15 protein-coding genes are annotated in these 19694 nt (G+C 38.7%); 10 read left to right on the forward strand and 5 right to left on the reverse strand.

The features are described 5' to 3' along the window. Positions 1-216: 216 nt before the first annotated feature. From EFY79_RS07410 to EFY79_RS07420, 3 genes are read right to left on the reverse strand one after another with little or no spacing between them, the layout of a single operon-like run. Positions 217-1518, reverse strand: a complete 1302-nt coding sequence (locus EFY79_RS07410) for a sensor histidine kinase (protein ID WP_123120032.1) — start codon at positions 1516-1518, stop codon at positions 217-219. After that, a complete protein-coding gene (locus tag EFY79_RS07415) occupies positions 1515-2192 on the reverse strand; it encodes a response regulator transcription factor (protein WP_123120033.1) in 678 nt (225 codons plus the stop codon). The genes EFY79_RS07410 and EFY79_RS07415 overlap by 4 nt, the downstream gene beginning before the upstream one ends. Before the next feature lie 2 nt (positions 2193-2194). Next, positions 2195-2608 carry an EamA family transporter gene (locus EFY79_RS07420; protein WP_123120074.1) on the reverse strand — a complete coding sequence of 138 codons (414 nt, stop codon included), beginning with the start codon at positions 2606-2608 and terminating at the stop codon, positions 2195-2197. A 283-nt stretch (positions 2609-2891) separates the two neighbouring features. Here EFY79_RS07420 and EFY79_RS07425 point away from each other — a divergent pair, with 283 nt between their 5' ends. From EFY79_RS07425 to EFY79_RS07435, 3 genes are read left to right on the forward strand one after another with little or no spacing between them, the layout of a single operon-like run. After that, complete coding sequence (locus tag EFY79_RS07425; RefSeq protein WP_233577945.1) at positions 2892-4154, forward strand: TolC family protein; 1263 nt, start codon at positions 2892-2894, stop codon at positions 4152-4154. 8 nt (positions 4155-4162) lie between these two features. Continuing rightward, positions 4163-5098: an efflux RND transporter periplasmic adaptor subunit gene (locus tag EFY79_RS07430; protein ID WP_123120035.1), complete on the forward strand. Its 936-nt coding sequence runs from the start codon at positions 4163-4165 to the stop codon at positions 5096-5098. Beyond that, positions 5095-8136, forward strand: a complete 3042-nt coding sequence (locus EFY79_RS07435; RefSeq protein ID WP_123120036.1) for an efflux RND transporter permease subunit — start codon at positions 5095-5097, stop codon at positions 8134-8136. The genes EFY79_RS07430 and EFY79_RS07435 overlap by 4 nt, the downstream gene beginning before the upstream one ends. A gap of 34 nt (positions 8137-8170) precedes the next feature. On the opposite strand, the gene EFY79_RS07440 is transcribed toward EFY79_RS07435, so the two are convergent. Beyond that, positions 8171-8701 carry a transcription termination/antitermination NusG family protein gene (locus EFY79_RS07440; RefSeq protein WP_123120037.1) on the reverse strand — a complete coding sequence of 177 codons (531 nt, stop codon included), beginning with the start codon at positions 8699-8701 and terminating at the stop codon, positions 8171-8173. Between the two features lie 494 nt (positions 8702-9195). On the opposite strand from EFY79_RS07440, the gene EFY79_RS07445 reads away from it, so the two are divergent. Together EFY79_RS07445 and EFY79_RS07450 are read left to right on the forward strand one after the other, a co-directional pair. Further along, positions 9196-9642 carry a response regulator gene (locus EFY79_RS07445; protein ID WP_199727488.1) on the forward strand — a complete coding sequence of 149 codons (447 nt, stop codon included), beginning with the start codon at positions 9196-9198 and terminating at the stop codon, positions 9640-9642. Continuing rightward, a complete protein-coding gene (locus tag EFY79_RS07450) occupies positions 9626-11086 on the forward strand; it encodes a hybrid sensor histidine kinase/response regulator (RefSeq protein ID WP_123120039.1) in 1461 nt (486 codons plus the stop codon). The genes EFY79_RS07445 and EFY79_RS07450 overlap by 17 nt, the downstream gene beginning before the upstream one ends. 77 nt (positions 11087-11163) lie before the next feature. Here the strand turns inward: EFY79_RS07450 and EFY79_RS07455 are convergent, their stop codons facing one another. Next, positions 11164-12138: a YihY/virulence factor BrkB family protein gene (locus tag EFY79_RS07455; RefSeq protein ID WP_123120040.1), complete on the reverse strand. Its 975-nt coding sequence runs from the start codon at positions 12136-12138 to the stop codon at positions 11164-11166. Between the two features lie 141 nt (positions 12139-12279). On the opposite strand from EFY79_RS07455, the gene EFY79_RS07460 reads away from it, so the two are divergent. From EFY79_RS07460 to EFY79_RS07480, 5 genes are all read left to right on the forward strand, one after another. Then, the gene (locus EFY79_RS07460; protein ID WP_233577946.1) at positions 12280-12744 is read left to right on the forward strand and encodes a GNAT family N-acetyltransferase; all 465 of its coding nucleotides are present in this window, start codon (positions 12280-12282) and stop codon (positions 12742-12744) included. Between the two features lie 174 nt (positions 12745-12918). Further along, positions 12919-13518 carry an RNA polymerase sigma-70 factor gene (locus EFY79_RS07465; protein WP_123120076.1) on the forward strand — a complete coding sequence of 200 codons (600 nt, stop codon included), beginning with the start codon at positions 12919-12921 and terminating at the stop codon, positions 13516-13518. A 64-nt stretch (positions 13519-13582) separates the two neighbouring features. Next, a complete protein-coding gene (locus EFY79_RS07470; RefSeq protein WP_123120041.1) occupies positions 13583-14689 on the forward strand; it encodes a FecR family protein in 1107 nt (368 codons plus the stop codon). A gap of 125 nt (positions 14690-14814) precedes the next feature. Then, on the forward strand, positions 14815-18102 hold the full coding sequence (locus tag EFY79_RS07475) for a TonB-dependent receptor (RefSeq protein ID WP_123120042.1): 3288 nt from the start codon (positions 14815-14817) through the stop codon (positions 18100-18102). 32 nt (positions 18103-18134) lie between these two features. Then, positions 18135-19604 (forward strand): RagB/SusD family nutrient uptake outer membrane protein, encoded by a 1470-nt coding sequence (locus tag EFY79_RS07480; RefSeq protein WP_199727480.1) that lies wholly within the window; start codon positions 18135-18137, stop codon positions 19602-19604. Positions 19605-19694: the final 90 nt, after the last annotated feature.

The following is a 19694-nucleotide window of genomic DNA, read 5'->3' on the forward strand; positions in this document are numbered from 1 at the left end:
CCTGTCGTCCGAAACAATAAATATACTGCGTTTTTCAAATTTTGTATCGGGGAAATAATAGTTGCAAACAGTAAATAAGGAAATATCGTAATTTTTATTTGCATTTGGCATTGCTCTACTTCTAAGTCCGGACTTTCAGGGTTATGTGTGCATCCGATTTCTAATTAAAAGATCTCAACGATGCCAATACAGTTGTAACATTATAGGTGCCACCCTTCATTTTATTGGATTCACTTTTGATTCATCACGATAACTTTTTGCAGCATTAAAAGAAATAACAAACCTGTGTTTGTTTTGGTTAAAGCTATATTGGATGGAAAAGCCGGAAGTATCACAAATTTGTTTGATGATGGAAAGGCCCAGGCCATTGCTATCACTCTGATGAATCGGTTTTAAAAAACGGCGGTAAAGCATTGTTTCAATAAGCATCGATTGTGTGCTGGTGTTCGCAATTTCCAGAAAATTTTTGGTGAGGCTGATAGAAATCTCTCCGCCGTTGTAATTGTGCCTCGTGGCGTTGCTTAACAGATTATTGATTAAAATTTCAGCAAGATCTTTGTTCATGCTTACTACTGCAGGAAGCAAATCAGCATGCAATGAAATGTTCTCTGTTTGCCAAAGCTCATTAAAATCGGTTACCTTTTCTTGCAGCATCGATTTTAAATCAACGGATTGAAGTGTTTCAAACTGGTTGTTTTCAATTTTTGCCAGCAACAAAAGCGACTGGTTAAGCCTGGTAAGTTTTTGTAACGAATTGTAAGCTGCCTGCAAAGCTTCACTCTGCTTTTGGGTAAGACTTTCGTCCTGTAAGATTAGGTCCAGCTTGGAGCGGATGACGGCTAATGGCGTTTGAATTTCGTGCGAAGCGTTTTCGCTGAATGTTTTTAATGACAAGTAATCCAACTTTGCCTGCCGGGTTATTTTCTCAAGTGTTTGGTTCATCAATTGAAACTCATTAATGGCTGAAGGCGATAATTGCAGAGCCGCTGTTTCTCCTACTTTAAAATCTTTTACCGCATCCAGCGACTGATAAAATGGCTTCCAGATTCGTTTCAGAACGATCCGGTTAATAAGGAAAGTAACCAGCAGTATCACAAGAATAGTAATAAAAGCAATGATTAAAATTGACTGGGTGAGGTTTTCCGTTGCCTCCAAAGATTTGGATACTGTTGCCTGGTACCATTGCTGTCCAACTTTGGTGCTAAATGCAAGTTGCCTGAATTTTTCACCACCGCCATCGCCGTCGTGCTCTTTGACAAAGCGGGTTGTAAACCGGGGCGTAAGATTTTTCTGAATTGGCTGATACCGGATCAGTTGATCTTTTACAGAAATATTTTCCGGTAAGCGGTTGTGTTCTTTTACAAAAGTTTCAATTTCCCTTTGTTCAATTTTCAAATCCTGGTCTATTTGTGACATTAATACATAATGCAGCGTAAAATAAAACGCGATGCAGGCAATCAAAAAAATGATTACGGTGGCTACCACGTTTATCCGGCTGTATTTTGCAAAAAGCTTCATGCTAACGAAAATTTATATCCCATTCCATAAACCGATTTGATATAGTCATCCGCTCCGGCTTTCATCAATTTTCGCCGCAGGTTTTTAATATGGGTGTAGATAAAATCATAATTATCTGCCATGTCCATATCATCGCCCCACAGATGAATTACGATTGCATTTTTTGTGATAACCTTGTTTTTATTACTGATAAAATAGAGCAGCAGTTCGTATTCTTTTTTGGTTAGCTCAACCAGGCTATCATCAACAGTTACCGTTTTTTCGTTCAGGTCCAATTCTATCATATCAAACCGGATAATGTTTTTGCCATCAAAAGATTTACGGCGTATGATGGCCTCCACCCTTGCTGCCAGTTCTGATAAATGAAAAGGTTTTGAGAGGTAATCATCTGCTCCTTCCTTTAATCCGGTGACTTTATCATCAATGGAATTTTTTGCAGAAATAATTAATACACCATCTATTTTATTGTCTCTTTTCAGTTCTTTTAAAATGTCCATCCCGCTTCCGTTTGGCAGCGTTATATCCAGCACGATACAGGCATAATCATACAACGAAATCTTTTCTAAGGCAGTGTCAAAATCAAAGGCCTGTTCACAGGTAAACTGTTCATTACTCAGGTAATCACAAATGCTTTGCGACAATTCTTTTTCATCTTCCACAATTAAAATCTTCATAATTACTTAATGATTATAAGGGTGCCTATGATAATTAATATAGCGCCCGCAGCGGTTTTCCACGTCAGCGTTTCACCTAAAAATAATGCCGAGAGGATGATGGCTAACGCAACGCTTAGCTTGTCCACCGGCGCTACCTGTGATACATTTCCCAATTGCAAAGCCCTGAAATAAAATATCCATGAAAGGCCGGTGGCGATACCCGACAACACAAGAAAAATAATATTTTGTTTTGATAAGGTGGTAATAGATCCCGCACCTCCTTTTACAAGAGCAATCGTCCAGGCGAGGATAAGGATAACCACAGTCCTGATAGCTGTAGCCAGATCAGAATCCACACCCTTGACGCCTACTTTGGCAAAAATGGCTGTAAGGGCTGCGAAAAAAGCCGAAAGCAAAGCATATGTCCACCACATAATTGATTTTTTAAGCAGCACTAAAGTTGAAGAATAATTCTGTAAAAATTCTGAAGTCTGAAAAACTGTTGGTCATTTTAAAAATATCACGCTTCAGAATTTCACCAGAATTCACTTTTACGTTTACTTAAAAAATTTTTACGATGAGAAGAGATGGCAAAAAATTGTAAAGGCTAATGGCGAATTGAATTATGAAGCAGATGTAGCAGGTAAAGATGTTTTATTTGATACCAACTGCCATCCTCTTCAACCTAAGAAGGAAGTTGAAATAAATTAACATTGATTGGGTAAAATAAAGTCTCAGAAAAGGATGAAGGATATAGTTCTTAGTGTGCTATTTTTTTTCACTGCGTTGTTTGGTCATGCGCAAATTCATTCGCTTGATTATTTTCTTCAGCAAGCTTCGCAAAACAGTCCTGTGATAAAGGATTATCAAAATCAGATTTTGATTGCGCAGATAGACAGCCAGATGCTGAGAGCTTCATTGAAGACGCACTTGAATTTTTTAAACACGGATAGCTATGCACCGGTTATTCATGGTTGGGGCTACGATCCTGCGATTACCAATTTTGCTAATGTTACAGCTATCTTCCAGGTCAACAGAAATTTTATTACGCCAAAGAATATGGTGACTCAGTTGCGAACGCTTGACTTGCAAAGAAGAGCTTTGGTTGATACGATTCAGTTATCGCAAAGAGATTTAGTAAGAACTATCACAGACCAATACGTTACCGCATATGCAGACCAATTAGGTGTTGAGTATACCGAAGAAGTTTTTGACCTGATGAAGGAAGAAGAGTTGCTGCTTAAAAAATTGGCAGAGCAAAACGTGTTTAAGCAAACCGATTACCTGAATTTTTATGTAACGATGCAGCAGCAGGAACTTGCATACCTACAGGCTCAGAACCAATATGCAGCAGATTATTTAACGCTGAATTATCTCGCCGGAATTGTTGATACCACTGTTCAGCATTTAGAAAAACCTGATATAGAGAAAGCACTGGAAAATAATGCAGAGCAGCCTGTTTTTTTAAAAGCCTTTACAACTGACAGCCTTCGTCTTGCCAATGAAAAGGAATTAATATCTTATCAATATAAACCAAAGATCGGCGCTTATGTGGACGGGGGATACAATTCCAGCCTGCAGGTAACGCCGTATAAAAATTTTGGTTTCAGTGCCGGCCTGAGCCTGACGATTCCGATTTATGACGGGCATCAAAAACAAATGAAATATACACAGGTGAATATCCGTGAGCGGACTCGTGAGACGAACAAGCAGTTTTTTGTAAACCAGTACACGCAACAGATTGCAGTGTTAAAGCAACAACTGATTGGCATTGATTCGCTGGTGCCCAAAATCAATAAACAAATTGAATACGCGCATACGCTCATCTTAGCGAATAATAAATTGCTGCAGGCCGGTGATATTCTGATGCGTGATTATGTAATTGCAATCAATAATTATTTGAGTGCGCAAAATATGCTCACGCAAAATACCATCAGCCGTTTGCGAATTATAAACCAGATTAATTATTGGCATCAATAAATCTATCCATGAGAAAATATTTTTTAATACTATTTGCTCTTTTACTGTTACTTGTTGCCTGTAAAAATAAACAGCCGTCGTCAGATGCAGAGCAGTCTGCAACGGAAGAAGCAGGCACACCGGTCACAGTAACTTCTGTTGAAACAAGAAACTTGGACGACTATGTAGAACTGAATGCAACAGCCACCTACCAGCAAAACAATGTTATAAAAGCCTCTGCCAATGGCTATCTCACATCGATACATATTAAGATTGGCGAAATGGTACATTCAGGGCAACCGGCATTTACGCTGCAAACGAAAGAGGCACATGCCCTGGGAAATACCATTAATAAACTCGATTCTTCCTTTCATTTTTCAGGTATTATTCAAATTAAAGCTTCGGCCGGTGGATATATTCAAAGCCTTGACCACCAGGCCGGCGATTATGTTCAGGATGGCGAACAGCTTGCTGTGCTTGCCGATGCAAAAAGCTTCGGATTTATTTTGAATCTTCCTGTTGAATTGCGTCGTTATATAAGTACCGGCAAGAGCGTACAGGTAGATATGCCGGATGGAACACACGTAAATGGTGTCGTTTCTAATATACTGCCTAACGTGGATTCGGCATCTCAAACGCAAAATGTACTGATTAAAGTTCCCGTTTCTCAAAACATTCCACAAAACCTAATTGCAAAGGTGCGCATTGTGAAGGCAGAAAAAATGAATGCGACAACGCTTCCCAAAACCGCTGTGCTGGCAGATGAAGCGCAAAATAGTTTTTGGGTAATGAAGATGATTGAATCTGCTACGGCTGTAAAAGTGCCGGTGGTAAAAGGAATGGAAACAGCGGACCTGGTGGAAATTCTAAAGCCTCAATTTTCACCACAGGATAAAATTTTGCTTACAGGAAATTATGGTTTACCCGATACTGCCAAAGTAAAAATCATGAAGGAAGTTCAATGAAAAACTTTTTCATAACATATAAAAATCCGCTTACGGTTGTCATTTCGCTCATCATCATGGGTGGGATTTTCGTATACAGCAGTTTGCAAACTTCTCTTTTTCCTGAAATTACTTTTCCGAAAATTAAAGTTATCGCCGATGCGGGATTACAACCGGTAAACCAAATGATGGTAACCGTTACCCGTCCTTTGGAAAATGCTATTAAAAAGGTACCCGACCTTGATTATGTACGCAGTACCACCAGCCGGGGCAGTTGCGAAATTTCTGCTTTTCTCAACTGGAATGCGAATGTGGATTTGAGCCTTCAGCGCATTGAAGCAAGGATAGCGCAAATTCAAAACACACTTCCGGCAAGTGTTCAGATTACTGCTGAAAGAATGAACCCTTCCATTCTGCCGGTAATCGGGTATGCATTAGAAACAAACAGCAACAGCCACACGGCAATTGATATGAAGATGCTGGCGCTTTATACCATCAAACCTTTTTTGTCGCAGGTAAAAGGCGTATCCGAAGTGCGGATTATTGGCGGTAAACAAAAAGAATATTGGCTTACGCTGAACCCGCAAAAAATGAGTACGCTGGGCATCACACCGGATATGCTGGTTGCCACCTTAAATCAAACCAATTTCATACAATCCAACGGTTATTTATCAGACTATCGCCTGCTGTATCTTTCCATTACTGATGCTACAGTACATTCATTGGATGAACTGAAAAACCTTGTTATTTCCAACAACGGTAAACGTATTGTTCAGCTAAAAGATATTTCAGACATCACCATCAGTCCCGGTGTAGAATACACGAAAATAAATGCCAATGGAAAAGAAAGTTTGTTGATAGCTATCATTAAGCAACCCAATGCCAACCTGATATCTGTATCAGATGGTATGGCTAAAAAAGTGGAAGAATTAAAAAAAACACTTTCCCAAGGTGTGACGCTACGTCCCTATTATGTGCAGGCCAATTTTGTAAATGATGCGGTTAAAAGTGTAACCGATAGTTTGTGGATTGGGTTAGTGCTGGCGATTGTTGTAGCGATTATTTTTCTTAGGTCTGTTAAAGCAAGTGCCACAATTTTAATTACTATTCCAATCACGATATGCCTTTCCCTGATTGCCATGTACACGGTTGGCTACACACTGAACATAATGACATTGGGCGCTATTGCTGCTGCCATTGGTCTGATAATAGATGATGCTATTGTGGTGGTAGAACAAATATACCGGTCGCATGAAGAACATCCGGATGAACCATCGAAAAGTGTAGTGCAAAAAGCCATTCATTATTTGTTCCCCGCCATGGTTGGCTCTTCACTCAGCACCATTGTTATTTTTATTCCATTTGAATTGATGAGCGGCGTGGCAGGTGCTTATTTTAAAGTAATGACCAACACCATGATCATTACATTAGTCTCTTCTTTTTTTGTTACATGGATTTGCCTGCCGGTGATTTATTTATTGCTGACAAAAGAAAAGAAGGTTGCAAAAGTGAAAGAAAAGCCGCGTGAAGTAAAAAAGCAAAAGTGGGTTTCGTTTTTCATCCATAAACCTTATATCAGCTTTATTATCGTGGCAGTTTTTGGTATTTCTATCTGGCTGATTTTACCCAGACTGGAAACAGGTTTTTTACCTGAAATGGATGAAGGCAGTATTGTGCTTGATTACAATTCGCCACCCGGCACCTCGCTGGAAGAAACCGACCGCATGCTGCGACAGGTTGAAAAAATCATTACTTCTGTTCCCGAAGTGGAAGCCTATTCAAGGAGAACAGGAACGCAAATGGGTTTCTTTATTACAGAACCCAATAATGGCGATTACCTGATTCAACTAAAGAAGAGACGCAACCGCACCACGCAGGAAGTTACCAGTGAATTAAGGCAACGAATAGAAGCATCGCAACCGGCACTCACGGTTGATTTTGGGCAGGTTATTGGCGACATGCTAGGCGACCTTATGACTTCTGTGCAGCCGATTGAAATTAAAGTCTTTGGCGATGACACTAAAAAGTTGCAGCATTTTTCGGAGCAAACGGCTGAAATTATCAGCCAAGTGCCGGGCACTGCAGATGTATTCAATGGCATTGTGATTGCCGGTCCTTCGGTGAGCATTATTCCAAACAATACAGCCCTCGCGCAATATGGCATTACGCCACAATCGCTGCAAACACAGATGCAAATGACGTTGCAGGGTGTGCTGGTAAACAATGGCATTTTGGAAAAAGAACAGCTATCGGTTATCCGGATTAAATTTCCTGTTAGTGAGAATAGTATTGAAGGCCTGAAGCAAATTAAAATATTTTCACCATCAGGCAGGTTGATTCCTATCACACAGTTAGCAACTATTCAATTAAATTCCGGTGATGCAGAAATCCAAAGAGAAAACCTGCAATCCATGGGCGTGGTTACTGCCCGACTTGAAAACCGCGACCTGGGCAGCGTAATGAAAGATATTCAAAAAGAAGTAAAATCGCAATTAGCCATGCCGCAAGGCTATCATGTAGAATACGGCGGCGCTTATGCCGAACAACAACAATCCTTTCATGAACTGCTGCTCATTTTAATTATCTCAAGCTTTTTGGTGTTTGGAGTAATTCTTTTTTTATTCCGTGATTTTTCTGTGGCATTAACCATTTTGGTTATCGCCGTGTTAGGAATTGCCGGAAGTTATATTGCTCTTTACATTACCAATACGCCTTTGAATGTGGGCAGTTATACCGGCCTGATTATGATTGTCGGTATTATTGGCGAAAATGCCATCTTCACGTATTTGCAATTCAGACAATCATTGCAGGAAAATCAAAGTGTGGACGATTCCATTGTATATGCCATATCCACCCGCCTCCGCCCCAAGTTGATGACTGCTTTAGGCGCCATCATTGCATTAATGCCGCTGGCATTGGGCATTGGTACCGGCGCAGAATTGCATCAGCCGTTAGCGATTGCAGTTATTGGTGGCTTTATAGCTGCACTTCCGCTTTTACTTATTGTACTTCCATCTGCCTTACGGCTGATAAACCGCGGAAAGATTGAGCAAAAATAAATAGTAGATTAAATATTGAAGTGGGGCTATTTTATCAGGAATGAACAATAAGATCTCTGTTCCCAAAAACAATTTCTCTTCCTATAACACCTTTTTCAGATGGCTCATATTTAGCCACCATTGAGAGGCCAAGCGATGGTAGCGTAAGCTTCATAGTCCTGTTTTTTATGAGGAGTATTTGTCCATCCATGAAATAAGAGGAAGTGGAATCTCTTTTGTCGATAAAAACTTGTGTCTGTTCTACGGTTATGTCTTTATGATATTTAAGAAAGTCTTGTATAGCATAAATTTCTTCGTCCTTAATAATAGCAGGCTTACCCTTCCAATAAAATAAACTTACCACGCCGTTTATTTCTTTACTAATATTATTAATAATTTCTTCGGAAGTTTTTACAAATACATAAGACTTGAACAAGGCTTCAACTGTAATAGTTTTCCTAAATAAATGTTTACCTTCCTTTTTAATCAAAGGGCAAAAATTCTCAATATTTTTTTTAGTCAAGGAAAGCGATACTTTTCTTTCGCAGTGTAGCTTTGTGTAAACTGCGTACCAATTATTCTGCATTTTTATCTTTTTAAGATTTGCAGTAATTCGTAGGATTGATGAACTACATTAAGAAGATAATTCTATAAAAATATACTATCTTATTAATATAGATGGTTGGTTTTCTATTAAGACATTTTCATTTCTAATAGCATGCCAATTAGTTGGTTTGCTGCAAACTATGTTGAAAATCCTTGAAAGACGCGACAAACATAATTTGATAAGACATAAAGGTAGTAAACATTTTCAACTTGTTAAGGAAATTGTTCTACATTTTTTGGAGGGTTCGCCTCACTTCCGGTTAAATTAAAAAAAATATATTCTGTCCGTTTCCGATTTTTTCAGAAGAATGGGACTCTGGAAATAATTCCCTTCATTTCAGTTGTATTGTGTGGTGAAATTTAATTCGCAAACAATATTATTTAGCAGCCAAGCGAAATCCCCGTTAGTTTTATCAATTATCTTTGCTTTGGCATATTTAATTTCTAAGTTTTAAAACTACCCCTTTGGAAAGAATGCACATTTTATTGGTGGAGGATAACGAAGGGGATGTAATACTCACCTCGGAAGCCTTTGAAAGTGCAAAGTTGGCATCCGACCTCAGCGTGGTCAGGGATGGTGAGTCAGCAATTGATTTTTTATTGAAGAGACATCAATACCTGCATGTAAAAGTCCCGGATTTAATATTACTTGACTTAAATCTTCCAAGGAAAAACGGATTTGAGGTATTACAATTTTTGAAAGCGGATACGAATTTAAAGCATATTCCCGTTATTGTGTTATCAACGTCTTCTTCCATGAATGATGTTAATAAGTGCTATGAAAACTATGCAAATTGTTATATAACCAAGCCAATGGATATCGAAAGCTTTTTTAGTATCGTTTCTAAAATTGAAAATTTTTGGCTTTCAACAGTAACCCTACCGAAGAAAAACAGAATAGAAAATGACCAAAGACAGTAGTGACTATTATATCTTACTTATCGAGGATAATCCGGGAGATATTGTTCTTATACAGGAATATTTATCGGAACAGATTCAAGATCCGCACATAACTGTCGTAAGTAATTTTTTAAAAGCCTCCGACATTTTAAAGAAGAATAACCAGTTTGATATTATCCTTTTGGATTTGTCGCTACCCGACAAGTTTGGTACAGAATTAATTAACGAAGTGCTGGAAATGGTAAAAGATATTCCGGTAATTATTTTGACCGATTTTTCTGATGTGGGATTTAGCATCAAGTCTATTTCATATGGCGTATCAGACTATTTAATAAAAAATGATTTAAATGCTTCTTCTCTCTATAAAAGCATTCTTTATTGCCTCGAAAGAAAAAAAAGAGTACATGAACTTTGGGAATCTGAAAAACGGTATAGCGATCTTTTTAGGCTAAATCCACAACCCATCTGGATTTATGAACCGGAAACGCTGAAAATTATCCAGGTAAATCACGCCGCGGTCGAATTGTATGGATACACGATGGAAGAATTTCGGGCGCTTACTCTCAGGGATATAAAACTTGAGGAAGACGTAGATCTTCTGAAACAGACCCTAAAGCAAATTGAAGGAAGTAAGCAAGCTTTTCAAAAGAAAACGAAGCATTATACCAAATACGGAGAACTTTTGGATGTAGAAATTCAGGCCACCTTTATTCATATAAATGAAAAAAAATACAGGATCGTAATTATAACGGATGTTACGGAAAAAATCCGGATGGAGCAGCAGATTACCAGGGCTATAATTAAGACTCAGGAAAATGAAAGATTTGAGATAGGCGCTGAATTGCACGACAATATTTGCCAGATTTTAGCTACAACACACATCACTCTGGGCGTTTTAAAAAAATCAATCAACCCCCATGGCATGGAACTGTTTGGGCAATGCAGGGATTATATAAAATTAGCTACCCGCGAAATCCGTAATCTTTCTCACAGGCTGGCTCCGGCATTTTTTAATGATTCAACGCTGGAAGAAGCCTTCTCAATGTTGTTAAAAAGCAGCAATATTGAAAACAAATACACTATTTCTCTTTTCTTTGATCCATTGATTGCTGATCTGGAAATTGACCATGATATACAGCTCAACTTATACAGAATTTTACAGGAGCAATTGCGGAACATTGTAAAATATGCGCATTGTAAAAATATCGGGGTTGAAGTTTTAATATCAAAGCATAAGCTAAAAATGCGCATTTCGGATGACGGTGTCGGGTTTGAAATGGATAATTTTAGCGGTGGAATAGGCATTTCAAATATGAAAAGAAGAACTGAGTTATTCCGGGGAGATTTTAGTATTAATTCTAATCCCGGAAAAGGGTGTGAAGTGCTAATCGAAATACCTGTAAAATCAGAGAATGTAATTCGTAAAAAAAGAAGTTCAGACTCTTCGGTGGCTGAATTAAAATAACCGTTTTGTGCATGAGCACTAAATAAAATTTAGTACTATTTGCTGCTTTACTATTCCTGCAGTTTTTCCGAAAGGCACTAAGATTTCTTACCCACTTCATGGGTTTTCAATTCTGTATTTTCTTTCTCCTGTATTGATTTTTTGCCGACTTCCACCTCCACAATTTTTGTGGTTACGGCATAATCATCTGGACGGATTTCCGCACCGAATTCAACCGCATACGCCTTCGTGAATTCCGCCCCAAAATAAAGTATCATTGCTGAAAAATATACCCACAACAGTAAAATTACAAGCGACCCGGCAGCGCCATACGTGGTTCCTACATTGCTTTTGCTTATATAGAACGAAATACCGAATTTGGCCAGCATAAATAATACAGCAGTGGTGATTGCTCCCGTTAAAACATCTTTCCACCGGATTTTTGCATCTGGCAACACCTTAAAAATTGCTCCGAAGATTAAAGCAGTTACAATAAGGGTAATGAGTGTGTTGATTATGTACAAAAATACAACGGTTATTTGCGGAAAATGGGCCTTTAGCGCATCGCTAAAGCCATCAATCAGAGTGGAAAGTGTTAAAGACACTAATAACAGAAATGCCAGACCGATAATTACCGAAAATGACAAGAACCTGTTTTTTAAAAAATTGAGCCAGCTTTTTTTAGGTTTTGGCTTTATGCCCCAGATATAATTAATAGTATCCTGTATTTGTGCAAAAACCGTTGTAGCCCCTACAATTAAAGTAACTATCCCGATAATAGCAGCCAACTTACTCTTTCCGGAAAGCGATGCATTTTGAATCATAGTTTGCAGTTGTGAGGCCGCATTGGAGCCAATAAAATTGCTTAGCTGATCATATATTTTGCCCTGAGCTGCATCCTGCCCCAAAAAAATTCCGCTTAATGAAATAATAATTATCAGCAACGGCGCCATTGAAAAAAGGGTATAGTATGAAAGTGAACTACTCATTTTGGTAATTCTATCATTCGAAAAGCCTTTGAAAGAATTCTTTAATACTTTCCACAATTTTTTAAAAGTCACTTTTTTCTTCATATTTTTCTAAAGGGTTTAGTTACCCACTGCAAAAAAACTACCAATATGTTTTTAATTTTCTATTATTTACATAATCAACAGAATCGGCTCGCAGGAGCATACCGGGATAATTTCCTGTTCAATGAAAATGTTTGAGCGCAAATGATAAAACTTATGTACACTTTTAACCGGGTCGATTCTTCTCATGAAGATTTTAAAAAACTGGTTTTGCTGCTCGACGAAGAACTCGCGAAAAGAGATGGAGAGGAGCATGCTTTTTATGATCAGTTCAATAAAATAGAAAATATTAATAACGTTATTGTCGCTTATGCGGGTCAGCAACCGGTGGCCGCAGGCGCATTCAAAAAATTTTCGCCGGAAGCTGTAGAAATAAAAAGAATGTTTGTGATGCCCGGTTTCAGGCGAAAAGGAATTGCCTTTCAGGTTTTAGAACAACTGGAAAACTGGGCGGCCGGATTAGGCTGTTCGTATTGCGTATTGGAAACCGGTAAAAAACAACCCGAAGCGATTGCTTTGTATAAGAAATCTGGTTATAAAGTTATTCCAAACTACGGCCAGTATAAAAATGTGGCAAATAGTGTGTGTATGCGGAAAGAAATTAGTTAGAATTAAAAAATAAATATTCCTGTTATTTATTTATTTACTGTCAACAGCTTTCAGAAAATTTACCTGAAAATAAATGTTCAAATCAAATATTTGGAAACAAATAATTGAATTCGGTTAATTTTACAAAACAAATCAGGTGAAATCTTATTGCTTGAATTTCTAAAATAAATGGGAATGAATCCGGATGCCAATTTCTCTGAAGGCAATCAAAAAAAACTTTTAACCCAAATATCATTAGGTGACCAGAGCTCTTTTCGCCAATTATATCACCAGTTTTATAAAAAGCTTTTGCAATTTGCTTTCGTTATAACCAGGAATAATGAAGTGGCCGAAGAATTAGTGGAAGATGTTTTTATCAAATTCTGGAAGAATAAAAAGAACGCTGAAAATATCCGCAATGTAAAAGTTTATCTTTACTCGGCCGCCAAAAATACCTGTCTGAATTACCTGTCTTCCAAGGCGCATGAAAATATCACCCAACCATTTGATGCCATAAATATTGAATTGGCAAATCCACTCTCTCCTGACCAGATTTTGATTTACAGGGAAACTTATACTAAAATCAAAAGCGCAATAGAAACCCTGCCACCACGCTGCAAAATGATATTTAAACTGATAAGGGAAGACGGTTTAAAATATAAAGAAGTGGCTGAAATTTTAAACTTATCCATCAGCACCATTGAGGCTCAAATGACAATTGCCATTCGCCGGATTGCTTTTATTATTAAAGAAGATTTGGAAAAAACTCCGGTTTCTTCAAACTCAAAAAAATAAATCCAAAAAGTTTTAGGGGATAAATGTTGGTTTACTGTCTTATTATGAAAGACCGTTTACTTTCATGCAGCATCCCGACAACAGGATTTGGAATTTATTGGCGCTAAAACTTTCAGGAGAAGCTTTCCCGCATGATTTGGCAGAATTGGATGCCTATTTTATTGATCATCCTGAAGAAAAAAAAATAGCAGACCACATTTTCTCTTTTTGGAATGGAAAAAGCGATTCTGTGGATATCACCGATGAAATGGAAGAAGAAAGATTCCATCTCATTTTAGATGCTGAGGAGGAGGAAGAAAAAGAACACATACCATTTATACCGGTCAGCAAAATAAATGGAAATAAATATGCATGGCTGTATGTGGCTGCATCTGTTATTTTGATATTTGGGATTGGTTTTTTATTTAAAAAAAATCTTCTAGATAAGTCTACCATTTCTGAAAAGTTGCAACAGGTTTTTGTAAAACCGGGTTCAAAGTCGAAAATTATTTTGCCTGATGGAACGGTGGTAAGATTGAACGGCTCATCTAAATTAAGCTACCCCAAGGATTTTAATAAAAATGTAAGAGAGGTAAATCTGGAAGGTGAGGCTTATTTTGATGTTACCAAAAATGCGGCGCATCCTTTTATAGTTCATACTTCCAATATTGACATTAAAGTGCTTGGTACTGTCTTTAATGTAAAGTCTTATGAACAGGATCAGACCATTGAAACTACTTTGCTGAGAGGAAGCATTGAAGTTTACTACAAAGATGATCCATCCGCGCCGAAAGTTATTTTGAAGCCAAACGAAAAATTGGTTTATAGAAAAGACAAAGCAGATGACCTCGCTCCTCAAAAAAATGAAGCCGGAGATTCTCTGAAAAAATACGAACGCGGCCAGGATATTTCTATTTCAACACTGGCGGCTAATAGGCCTGACAGCCTTAAAGAAGAAACCTCATGGCTTTATAACCGTTTGGTGATTAATGGAGATGATTTTAATAACCTGGCCGCAAAATTTGAGCGCTGGTATGGTGTAAAAATCAATATCCTAAGCAAGGACCTGGAAAAGTATCACTTCAACGGAATTTTTGAAAACGAAACGATCGAGCAGGCTTTAAATGCTTTGCAACTGACCGTAAAGTTTCATTATAAAATCAATGATGAAGTAGTAGAGATTATGGATTAATGAAAAGTAAACAGTAACAAACAAAATACAAACGGAGGATATTGCAGTATCCCCCGCGATAGCTAAAAAATTTTAATTACCCCGTTCTAAAAGGTATTTTATTTTTTAACCCTAAACATAAATATATGAAAAAAAGACATCCGCATTTGCGGTATTTCTCCAAAGAATTTTCAAAAGCTCTTTTAATCATGAGACTCACTATTCTGTTTTTTCTGCTGGGAGTATTGAAAACGAATGCCGATACCAAAGCACAGCCAAACATTTCCCTGGCTATCAGGAATGCAAAAATTGAAAATGTTATTCAGAAAATAGAAAAACTGGGCACTTACCGCTTTTTGTATAATACCGACCTTCCGGCTTTACAATCGAAAGTGAACCTGAATATAAGGGAATTTACCATTTCGCAAACAATGGATGTTCTTTTGAAAAATACCAATTTAAAATACAAATTATTGCCGGATAACCTTGTGGTTATTCAATCGGTTCAATTACAAACCCCGCAAAATATTACCGTTACAGGTGTGGTTTCAGGATCTGACGGAAGCCCTTTAATCGGAGCTTCCATACATATAAAAGGAAGTACCATCGGCGTTACTTCTGAGGCCAATGGGTCTTACAGTATTTCTGTTGCGCCCGATGCGGTGTTGGTTGTTTCCTATGTTGGCTTTGAAACCAGGGAAATCAACGTTAATAACCAAACTACAATAAATATCGTCTTACAACCGCTGACGACTTCATTAACCGACGTGGTGGTTATTGGGTATGGCACTCAAAAGAAAGAAGATCTGACAGGTGCAGTTAGCGTTGTTACTTCGAAAGATATTGAGAATCGCCCTATCATTGACGCCGGAGAGGCCTTACAGGGAAAAGCTGCCGGAGTGCAGGTTACTTCCAATTCAGGGAAACCCGCTGCGGGACTTAGTATCCGTATCCGGGGCTCCTCGTCTATCAGTGCCGGTAATGATCCCTTGTATATTGTGGATGGAATACCCACTACTGATATTTCAGAATTTAATCCCGATGACATTGCGAGCATTTCCATTTTGAAAGACGCAGCTTCTGCTGCAATCTATGGTACCCGTGCTGCCAATGGAGTGGTGGTAATTACTACTAAAAAAGGCGTGCCCGGCAAATCTAAAATAAGTGCAGGTGCCTACTATGGAACCACCTCACCCACAAAAATGCTGAAGGTCCTCAATGCCAAACAATACCAGGATTATGCGAATGAATTAAGGGGGCCAGGCACCATTACAGACTCGCTCATTCAGGCAAACAATATTAACTGGCCAAAGGAAGTTATTGGCCAGGGCAATCAGCAAAATTACCAGTTGTCTGTTTCCGGCGGAAGTGAAAAAACCACTCATTACATTTCTCTCAATTACCTTAATCAAACCGGAATGATCGAACCTTCTAAATTTGATCGTTTTACCGGAAGAGTGAATCTGACTACCAAAGTAAATAAATGGCTTAGCCTTTCTACAAGTACTTTAATGTCACGTTCGGAAACCAATGGCGTGGATGACAATTTAAGCGTAGCCCGTGGAGGCGTTGTTTTATCTGCCCTTGAAACTCCTCCCACTGTTCCCAAGTTTAACCCTGACTCCACTATAGGGTATAATCCTTTTGGCAACAATTGGGAAAATCCTTACGGAGCTATTTTAGGCCGGTATTATAAAACCTATGACAATCATTTATTATCCAATTTAGGTGCAGATGTCACTCTTGCCAAAGATTTGGTTTTTTCATCTCATTTTGGCCTGGATTACCTGGATCAGAAATTTAATTTCTTTCTTGATCCATTTCTTACCATTTATGGCCGGCAAACCCAGGGGCAGAATAACCAAACCAAAACCAATAACCTCACCTGGCTGAGTGAACAAACAATTAACTATAAAATTAATTTTGGTAAAAACCATTTAGCGGCTTTGGCTGGGTGGACCGCACAAAAATCACATACAGAACAAAATTACCTGAGCGGATCTTTTTTAAAACCTCAATACCGCCATTTATCGTGGGATGAAACGTATTTGCGCGATTCCGTAAAACAGCCCGGAACTACCGGAATTGATGAATGGGCGCTTATGTCTTATCTTGGAAGAATCACTTATGATTTTGATGGCAAATATTTGTTCCAGGCAAATATCCGGTCTGATCATTCTTCCAAATTTGCGCCGGGAAACCGCGATGCCACTTTCCCTTCTTTCTCCGCAGGATGGAGAATTTCCAAAGAAAACTTTATGCAAAAAATTAACGCCATCAGCGATCTGAAATTGAGAGTTAGCTGGGGTAAAAACGGAAACCAGGAAGGAATAGGCAGTTATGACTACTTATCTAAGTCAAATATAGACCCGGTGACTGGTGCGGTGACTATCGCCAATATAGCGCCCGCAAGTTTAACCTGGGAAACTACTACTCAAACTGATGTAGGTATCGACGCCGGATTCCTGGATAACAGGCTTACTTTTACCGGCGATTTTTATGTAAAAAAAACCAACAACATTTTGGTTAATTATCCGGTAGCTTCCCAGCCGGTTAGTTCTGTAGCCGTTAATGGAGCTTCGATGCAAAATACCGGGGAAGAGTTTTATATCTCCAGCAAAAATATGGCTACGAAAGATTTTAACTGGAACACCAGCGTCAATATCTCCTTCAATCAAAATAAGGTTTTGAATATCGGAATGGGAATTCCTTCCATGCCTTCTTTTGGAGGTATTTATGAAAGAGGAAGCGCGATAAACCTGATACAGGGATATGGTCTGGGAGAATTTTATGGCTATGTGGCCGAAGGTGTTGATCCGGAAACCGGGTTGGAATTATATTTAAGTAAAGACGGCAAAAAAACATCAAACCCTGTACCATCAGATCGTGTGTTGCTTGGAAGCGCTTTGCCCAAATTTATTTATGGAATGACGAATGATCTTTCCTACAAGAACTTTGATCTTACCTTCTTCATCCAGGGATCACAGGGAAATAAAATATTTAACGCCGGCCGTTTGGAAATGGAAGCCATGAGAACTGCCATCAATCAAAGCGCAGATATTATAAACCGCTGGAAGAAGCCTGGAGACATTACTGATATTCCTGCTGTAAGCGTGAATCAGAGCACTGATAATACCCGAATTTCCTCCCGCTTTTTGGAAGATGGTTCTTATTTGAGATTTAAAACCATCACCTTATCTTATAACATTGACCCTAAATTTTTATCAGGGCTGGGCTTAAGTTCAGCAAGCGTTTATGTTTCGGGAAACAACCTTATCACTATTACCGGTTACAAAGGTTTTGATCCGGAAGTAAATTCTTATGGCAGTTCCAATAATTCAAGTGACAATAGAAATGTTTCATTGGGCATAGACAATGGGGCTTATCCGCAAACCAAAATGATATTATTTGGTGTGAACATTAGCCTTAAGTAAGAAACTGATCATTAATTTCTAAAAATTTTTATATGAAAAATAAAATAAAAAGTTTTACCAATTGGATATTACCGGCATTGATGCTGCTGGCAATATCAGGTTGTTCTAAATTATTAGACAGGGAACCCATAACGCAAGTGGTAACGAATACTACCTCCGGCGCCTCCATATCTGCTTCTGAAGCTGAAGGATTGTTGCAAGGGGTTTATGATGCTGAAACGGGGTACGCATATGGTTTGGAATTCAATGTACTTGACCGTATCACCAATGGAGATGTATGGTCAGACAATTGCTATGCGGGCGGTGATAATGCTGCCAATATTACCATTGATTTGTTTACAGCCAATTCTTTAAACGATAACATCAGAAGAGATTGGGCCGACGCTTATGGAATTATTGGGAATATCAATATTGCTATTCCGCAGATAGAAGCCTGCGCCGATCCGGCATTAAGTTCTGCAAGAAAAGCGCAGATACTGGGTGAGGCAAGATTCATGCGGGCATTTACCTATTTTGATATGGTGCGATTATTTGGAAAGCTCCCGATTATTTTAAAACCGGCAGATCTTACCAATTCAGAAAGCCTTATCAAATCTACATTTGTTCCCCAGTCTTCCGTAGATTCCGTTTACGATGCTATTCTTCAGGATTTGTGGTATGCAAAAGATAATGTGCAGAATGATAACCTGCCTCCCAACAAAATGGTAGTAACCAAAGGTGCTGTAAATTCGATTCTTGCAAAAGTGTATGCTTCTATGCCTACACCAAACTGGGATTCAGTGGCTTATTATTGTGATGCAGTAATTCCTGATTATTCACTCTTACCTGATTTTAATTTCTTATGGGACAACGATCATAAAAATAATAGTGAGGCAATTTGGGAATTTAATTATGTAGGATGGAGCGTGGTTGGCAATTGGATTCCATCGCAATTTATAGGGAGCGGCTGGAAAAAATTCAGTACGCCAACTAATGATCTTGTGAATACCTTCAGACAAGAAGGCGATTCAGTAAGGCTTCATGCTTCCATCAGCTTTGTTGACTATGGATGGAGCGACCCTTATTGGAAAAATCCTGGCAAGTACCCGATTCTTTCCAAATACAATGATCCCAATAATGGAACCAATGATTTCTATACTATCCGCCTCGCTGATATTTTATTGCTGCGCGCAGAAGCGTACAACAACAAAGGAGATATAACTGACGCTGCCACTTTGGTAAACCAGGTAAGAAAAAGAGTGGATTTGCCCAATACCACGGCCGCCACGCAGGCGGATATGGCGCAGGCTATTGCCACAGAGAGAAGGCTGGAACTTGCTTTTGAAGGTCATCGCCGGTTTGATCTTATTAGAACCGGCAAGGCTATCGAAGTGATGAACGCTCAAAAAGATGGAGCCGGAAACAATTTAAATTACAATGTACAACCGTACCAGCTTGTTTACCCGGTGCCTCAGCAGCAATTGGATTTGAACCCTAAATTGGTTCAAAATCCAGGCTATTGAGTGTCACGAATAAATAATGAATACAAATTAGTTCTTTGATTTTATTATTTAATGCTATGTAGATGATGATGGTCGGCCCATCGGTAACGG

It is taken from the genome of Hanamia caeni, from assembly GCF_003721595.1.
Taxonomy (GTDB): Bacteria; Bacteroidota; Bacteroidia; order Chitinophagales; family Chitinophagaceae; genus Ginsengibacter; species Ginsengibacter caeni.

Coding starts and splice junctions, on each gene's coding strand:
- EFY79_RS07455 (WP_123120040.1), bottom strand. CDS start 12,138: ATGAAGAAAAAAGTGACTTTTAAAAAATTGTGGAAAGTATTAAAGAAT.
- EFY79_RS07470 (WP_123120041.1), top strand. CDS start 13,583: ATGCAGCATCCCGACAACAGGATTTGGAATTTATTGGCGCTAAAACTT.
- EFY79_RS07420 (WP_123120074.1), bottom strand. CDS start 2,608: ATGTGGTGGACATATGCTTTGCTTTCGGCTTTTTTCGCAGCCCTTACA.
- EFY79_RS07410 (WP_123120032.1), bottom strand. CDS start 1,518: ATGAAGCTTTTTGCAAAATACAGCCGGATAAACGTGGTAGCCACCGTA.
- EFY79_RS07465 (WP_123120076.1), top strand. CDS start 12,919: ATGAATCCGGATGCCAATTTCTCTGAAGGCAATCAAAAAAAACTTTTA.
- EFY79_RS07480 (WP_199727480.1), top strand. CDS start 18,135: ATGAAAAATAAAATAAAAAGTTTTACCAATTGGATATTACCGGCATTG.
- EFY79_RS07445 (WP_199727488.1), top strand. CDS start 9,196: ATGCACATTTTATTGGTGGAGGATAACGAAGGGGATGTAATACTCACC.
- EFY79_RS07475 (WP_123120042.1), top strand. CDS start 14,815: ATGAAAAAAAGACATCCGCATTTGCGGTATTTCTCCAAAGAATTTTCA.
- EFY79_RS07460 (WP_233577946.1), top strand. CDS start 12,280: ATGATAAAACTTATGTACACTTTTAACCGGGTCGATTCTTCTCATGAA.
- EFY79_RS07415 (WP_123120033.1), bottom strand. CDS start 2,192: ATGAAGATTTTAATTGTGGAAGATGAAAAAGAATTGTCGCAAAGCATT.
- EFY79_RS07435 (WP_123120036.1), top strand. CDS start 5,095: ATGAAAAACTTTTTCATAACATATAAAAATCCGCTTACGGTTGTCATT.
- EFY79_RS07430 (WP_123120035.1), top strand. CDS start 4,163: ATGAGAAAATATTTTTTAATACTATTTGCTCTTTTACTGTTACTTGTT.
- EFY79_RS07440 (WP_123120037.1), bottom strand. CDS start 8,701: ATGCAGAATAATTGGTACGCAGTTTACACAAAGCTACACTGCGAAAGA.
- EFY79_RS07450 (WP_123120039.1), top strand. CDS start 9,626: ATGACCAAAGACAGTAGTGACTATTATATCTTACTTATCGAGGATAAT.